Origin of the sequence: Kitasatospora sp. NPDC087861 (assembly GCF_044742585.1) — a bacterium.
Lineage (GTDB): Bacteria > Actinomycetota > Actinomycetes > Streptomycetales > Streptomycetaceae > Kitasatospora.
In genome coordinates this window covers 97,397-103,396 of record NZ_JBIUUS010000026.1, presented here as the reverse complement: position 1 = coordinate 103,396, position 6,000 = coordinate 97,397, and the positions used below count along the sequence as shown (strand labels likewise).

At 68.7% G+C, this 6,000-nt stretch carries 6 protein-coding genes; all 6 read left to right on the top strand.

Annotated elements, in window-relative coordinates; genetic code table 11:
• Nucleotides 1–274: hypothetical protein (locus ACIOJE_RS30490; protein ID WP_400780585.1), on the top strand; the 274-nt coding region annotated here is incomplete at its 5' end.
• Nucleotides 275–1,671: 1,397 nt separating this feature from the next.
• Nucleotides 1,672–2,919 carry a glycoside hydrolase family 27 protein gene (locus tag ACIOJE_RS30485; protein ID WP_400780583.1) on the top strand — a complete coding sequence of 416 codons (1,248 nt, stop codon included), beginning with the start codon at nucleotides 1,672–1,674 and terminating at the stop codon, nucleotides 2,917–2,919.
• Between the two features lie 57 nt (nucleotides 2,920–2,976).
• Entirely contained in the window at nucleotides 2,977–3,357 is a 381-nt protein-coding gene (locus ACIOJE_RS30480) for an NPCBM/NEW2 domain-containing protein (protein WP_400780580.1), read from the top strand.
• Nucleotides 3,358–3,464: 107 nt separating this feature from the next.
• Nucleotides 3,465–3,791 carry a hypothetical protein gene (locus ACIOJE_RS30475; RefSeq protein WP_400780578.1) on the top strand — a complete coding sequence of 109 codons (327 nt, stop codon included), beginning with the start codon at nucleotides 3,465–3,467 and terminating at the stop codon, nucleotides 3,789–3,791.
• A gap of 159 nt (nucleotides 3,792–3,950) precedes the next feature.
• Nucleotides 3,951–5,429, top strand: a complete 1,479-nt coding sequence (locus ACIOJE_RS30470) for an RICIN domain-containing protein (RefSeq protein ID WP_400780576.1) — start codon at nucleotides 3,951–3,953, stop codon at nucleotides 5,427–5,429.
• A 124-nt stretch (nucleotides 5,430–5,553) separates the two neighbouring features.
• Nucleotides 5,554–5,955 (top strand): NUDIX hydrolase, encoded by a 402-nt coding sequence (locus tag ACIOJE_RS30465; protein ID WP_400780573.1) that lies wholly within the window; start codon nucleotides 5,554–5,556, stop codon nucleotides 5,953–5,955.
• Nucleotides 5,956–6,000: the final 45 nt, after the last annotated feature.

The following is a 6,000-nucleotide window of genomic DNA, read 5'->3' as shown; positions in this document are numbered from 1 at the left end:
CTTCGACGACATCAAACCCGCCATCTTCCGCTCGGTCCTCGACGGTTATGTCGCGGGGGGCGGAGCGCTGCCGCCGTCAGGTCCAAGCTGGTTCGCGTTCATGATCGGCGGCTGGCTGGGGCACACGAGGTGGAACATCCTCCGGTGCCTCGCCGGCGTCGAGGCGAGCACCGGCCCTGACCTCGCGCTGTCGCACGAGTCCGTGCGCAACGGCGTGCGCGGCCTCCCCGACCTGTTCGGCCGACTTCCGGAGCTCGAGGCGCTGCTCGTGTGACAGCGACCCGCGTCTGTGCCTGGTATGCGGCGTAAGGCGCGCTCCCGATTCCGCTCGGGGCCATCGTCGATGACCTGCACCGACGCGGACGCGCGGACACCCATCTCGGACCGGCCAGGACACCGGAGGCGCGAACGTCATCGCGGGCGTCGCCTGGCGTGACGCGCTCGCAGCAGACGCCGACCGCGGCAAGCCGGCTCTCGAGGACTGGATCAACGCGGCGACCGCCTCGAGGCTCGTATCCGACAGGCCGGCGGCATCGACGCCCTCGGCCGAAAGGTCGTCGACCGGGTCGGCGATCCCGGCGGCATGCAACTCGGCAATCGCCACGATGTTGAGCGGCCCGGTGTCCGGCAGACAGATCAGGATCTCGTAGGCGGCGGCATACTCCTGGGCGCTCGGCTCGAACCCGCTCCTCGCCATCGCCTCGCCCTGTTCGCACGCCAGGTGCAGTTTGGTGGTCCAGCCGCCGCGGGAGCGGCCCAGGCCGTGGTCGGGCAGCTCATCCATGACGCCGCCGGGCGGCTCGGCCTGAGCCATGCCTTCTACTACGACAACAGGGCCTCCTGGACAGCTTGTTGGCGTAGACACCCTTCGAGCCACCAAGAGGCCCTGCTTTCATGCCCGCCACCCGCCACAGTCGCCCGATCGACCAACACCCCTCAAGATCGGAACGACAACAGCCACTCCCTCGGCGACACCGTCCGCATCGAACGCGAAACCGAGGCGGCGGTCGTGGCGGCCGGACTGATCTCCCTGGCGGATGGCCGAGGCCGGATTCGGCAAAGCGCCCGTCGTCGACGGCTTCGTCTCCGGCGGGCTCCACCACGAGCGGCGGCCCAAGCCGGAGGACCCTGCCTGACGTGCGGACACACGTGCCTGGACAGCGACCGCCACGAGCCCGCAAGTACCGCCCCTGACCTCGTTCTTCCGGCCGGTACACCGAGACCGCGACCCCGACCGCGCCGGCCCGGGACGCGCCCGTCGGGAGTCGGCGATCACGGTGCCGTCGTCCCGACTCTGATCGGGCAGCGGGACCGGGGCACGGGAAGAGGCCGGCAACGTCAGCGAGGGGAAGGCGTCGGAATCTGGCCGCGCGGCGGGCCAAGGCGGTGAGCGCGCCCAGCGGGAGGCTCAGGACTGCGGTGGGCACAGCGCGGCACGGTGGTGCCAGGGGCATGCCGGCTCCTCGGCTGCTGGCGGTCGAGGACCGGGGGGGAGGGGCCGTTGCGTGAACATGACCAATATGGGGGCGAGTTGAGCACAAGTCAACATTGGCGATCAGAATCACGCAGCCTTTCTGAAGTCTCGTCCGAGGGCTTGACGTATGCACAGGGGGAGGCGCGACACTCTGATGCGCAACCCATGTTTGATTCTGTCCGCATATGGAGGATCCTGTGCGTTTACCCTCGGGTGCACTGACCCGACGCCTCACGTCCGTCCTCACCGGGCTCGCCCTGCTCGTCAGCGGCGGCGCACTCACCACCGGGCTTGAACTCGCCACCGCCGCACCGGCGATGGCAGTCGACAACGGTCTTGCCCGAACCCCGCAGATGGGCTTCAACAACTGGAACGCCACCGGTTGTGGCCCGCAATTCAACGAAGCGATGGTCAAGGGCATCGCCGACCTCTTCGTCAGCAAGGGGCTCAAGAACGCCGGCTACCAGTACGTCAACCTGGACGACTGCTGGTCGCTTCCCGACCGCGACGCGAGCGGCAACCTCGTCCCCGACCCGGTGCGCTTCCCCGGCGGCATCAGAGCACTGGCCGACTACGTCCACGCCAAGGGTCTCAAGCTCGGCATCTACTCCAGCGCCGGCACCGCCACCTGCGCCATGACCGGCAACTCCGGGAGCCTCGGCCACGAGCAACAGGACGCCAACCTGTGGGCCTCCTGGGGCGTCGACTACCTCAAGTACGACAACTGCAACAACCAGGGCATCGACACCCAGCCCCGCTACAAGGCCATGGGCGAGGCACTCAAAGCCACCGGCCGCCCGATCCTCTACTCGATCTGCGAGTGGGGCACCAGCGCGCCGTGGACCTGGGCGCCGGACATCGGCAACTCCTGGCGCACCACGGGCGACATCCGCGACACCTGGCAGTCGATGATCGGCATCGCCCACGCCAACCAGGCCCTGGCCGACTACGCCAAGCCCGGTGCGTGGAACGACCCGGACATGCTGGAGGTCGGCAACGGCGGCATGACCGACACCGAGTACCGCACCCACATGAGCCTCTGGGCCGAGATGGCCGCCCCGCTGATCACCGGCAGCGACCTGCGCACCGCCACACAGAGCACGCTCGACATCCTCACCAACCCGGACGTCATCGCGGTCGACCAGGATCCGCTGGGCAAGCAGGGCTCGGTCGTCTCCGACACCGGCAACCTGGTGGTGATGAGCAAGCCGCTGGCCGACGGCAGTCGCGCGGTCACCCTCACCAACGAACGTTCCACCACGGCCACCATCAGCACCACCGTGCAGGCCATCGGTGTCGCGGGTGCCAAGTCGTACAAGCTCAAGGACTTGTGGTCCAAGAAGACCAGCACCAGCACCGGCACGATCAAGGTCACCGTCCCGAGCCACGGCACGGTGATGCTCAAGGTCACCCCGCGCACGCCGGTACCGACCGGCCTGAGCTAAGCGCCCGGCGGCCCGTTCTCCTCCGCCGCCAACGGCTGGGGTCCCGTCGAGCGGGACATGAGCAACGGCGACGCCACGGTTGGTGACGGACAGGCCATCAGCATCCGCGGCGTCCCGTACGCGAAGGGCCTGGGCGCCAACGCCTCCAGCGACATCACGTTCCTCCTTCGGCGGCACCTGCAGGAACCTGGTGACCGACGTCGGCGTCGACGACGAGACCGGCCGAGCCGGCTCAGGCAGGCGTCGGTTCACCTCCGGCACCAACCACGGCGGTCCCTTCCCTACGGACTGCTCAACGATCAGCCAGACGAACGCGGAATCGAGTTGGACCCAGCGGTCAAACTCACCGGGCAAACGATCAGGATCGCGTGTCGGCGGTCACTGAGCGTTTTCCAACCTGAAGCTGCGGGTCACGGGGCTTGCATGGGCCGGAGGTGAGGTGCTCGGGGAGATCGTCTGCCGTGCGGTCGGTTCGCCCGAATTCCGGCGCCGCCCGCCGAGGCCTCCCACCCTCCGAGGAGGTTCAGATCGGAGGCCTGCTGGTAGTGGACGTGTTGACGTCGGTGCTGCAGCGACGGCCGGTACTGGCCGACCGCGCCGAGCGGCCGGTCGGACACCTGGCGGCGGACCGCCGGTCGTTCGACCTCGCGCTGCTGGCCCTGGCCGGTAACACCCGTCCGGTCGAGGCCGTCGCCGACCTGCACAACCATGCCGACCGCCACAGCCCGGCCCGACTCGCGCAGCCGGCCGAGCCGCCCACCTCGGCCATGGACCGCCTCGAACTCGTCGAGCTGATGCTCGCCGGCGACCTTCAAGGCCGCGGAGGCCGCCGTGGCTCGGCAGCTCAGGCCTGCGCCCCAGTTGACAAATAGCCATCAGAGCGACAACTGCTGTGAGCATATGTTTCTTTCTGTTGCATTGTGTTGATACGTGATCGACGTGGTGCCATACTGCGTGCCCAGCGCCGCACCGCCGTCCGGGACTGGCTGGAGTGGCGCCCCCACCCCCTCCCCCACCCAGTCGAGGCCTTCATGCCGATCACCGCACCCACTCGTGCGCGCAGAGCCCTGCGCCGCGTCGCCGTCGCCGTCACCGCCCTCGCGTTGTCCGCCGCCCCCACGCTTACGGCCCAAGCCGCCACCAGCAGCACCTTCACGCCGGCCGCGGCCTGGACGGACCAGAACGGCAACCAGCTCCAGCTGCACGGCCTGGGCATCGTCAAGGCCGGCAAGACCTGGTACGGCTTCGGTGAGGACAAGACCGGCAAGAACTGGACCGACACCAGTTTCAAGGACATCCCCTGCTACAGCAGCACCGACCTGCGGCACTGGACATATCAGAGCCAGGCGCTGAGCCAACAGCCCGGCGGTGACCTCGGGCCGAACCGCATCGTCGAGCGGCCGAAGGTCGTCTACAACGCCGCGACCGCCACCTACGTGATGTACCTGCACATCGACGACCCCTCCTACTCGGAGGCCAAGGTCGGCGTGGCCACCAGCAGCACCCCGTGCGGACCGTACGCCTACCGGGGCAGCTTCCAGCCGCTGGGCTTCCAGAGCCGCGACATCGGCCTCTTCCAGGACACCGACGGCTCCGCCTACCTGCTCACCGAGGACCGGGCGAACGGGCTGCGCATCGACAAGCTGTCCGCCGACTACCTCTCCGTCAGCTCCTCGGTGGCGCTGGTCGGCGACTACGAATCGCCCGCCGTGGTGAAGGCCAACGGCAGGTACTACCTGTTCGGCTCGAACCTGACCGGCTGGGGCACCAACGACAACGTGTACGCCACGGCCACCTCGCTGTCCGGGCCCTGGTCCTCGTTCAACACCTTCGCCCCCGCCGGCACCCGGACCTACAACTCGCAGACCGCCAACGTCATCCCCGTCGCCGGCACCTCCGGCACCAGCTACGTCTTCGCCGCCGACCGCTGGACGACCAACGACCTCGGCAACTCACCCCTGGTCTGGCTGCCGCTGACCCTGTCCGGCGACACCGCCAACGTCGGCTGGTTCAACTCCTGGTCGCTGAACACCACCGCCGGCACCTGGACCGCCAACTCCTCCCTGCCGCCCACCGGCCCCCACGCCCTGGCAGGCGCCAACAGCTCCCTGCTGATGGACGTCAGCGGCGGCTCCACCGCCGACGGCGCCCCCGTCATCCAGTGGTCGGCCAGCGGCGGGACCACCCAGCAGTGGACCCTCAAGAAGGTCTCCGGCAACACCTACACCGTGGTCAGCGCCAAGAGCGGCAAGTGCCTGGACACCGCCGGCCACGCCACCACCCCCGGAACCCAACTCGTCCAGTGGACCTGCACCCCCGGCTCCACCACCCAACAGTGGACCGCCGACGCCGCTGGCGACTACACCTCCGCCACCAGCACCAGCTTCACCCTCAAGAACCTCGCCGCCGGCCTGGTCATCGACGTGCCGAACAACTCCACCACCCCGGGCACCACACTCGCGCTCTGGAGCAGCAACGGCGGCAACAACCAGATCTGGCAGGTGTCCTGACCACAAGCGGAGCAACACTCCTCGGTGGGCGCCTGCGCCCACCGAGGGCCGCCCATGTGAAGGAGTCAAGCCGTAGAACTGCGACAACAGGGCCTACTGGACAGCCTTTTGGCGTAGACACCCTTTGAGCTGCCAAGAGGCCCTGCTCTCATGCACGGCAGCCGCCGCAGTCACCCGATCGAGACCCCGGTCCGACCGTCCACCGGGCGCTGATCGCCGAGGGCACCACCGAGGCGGAATGTGGGAGATCCCCTCCGGAGAGGTCGAGACCGGGGAGACCATCCTGGACGCGCTCCACCGGGAGACCGCCGAGGAGACCGGCCTGACCATCGACCAGGTCATCGGCTGCATCGGGCACTTCGACCACCAGAACAGCCGCGGCGGCACCACCCGCCAGTTCAACTTCGGCGTCACCGTGGAGAAGACCGAGCCGGTCGTCCTCACCGAACACGACGCCCACCAGTGGGCACTCCCGGGCGAACTGCCCGATGTCAGCGACGCAGTCCGCAACCTGATCGCCCCCTGATCCAGAGCCGCACCCCCGGCGGCTCTGCGACACGGCAGCCCGTTT

Bases quoted from the DNA above. Each gene is read 5' to 3' on its own strand.
- ACIOJE_RS30480 (WP_400780580.1), top strand. From the start codon at position 2,977: ATGAGCAACGGCGACGCCACGGTTGGTGACGGACAGGCCATCAGCATC.
- ACIOJE_RS30470 (WP_400780576.1), top strand. From the start codon at position 3,951: ATGCCGATCACCGCACCCACTCGTGCGCGCAGAGCCCTGCGCCGCGTC.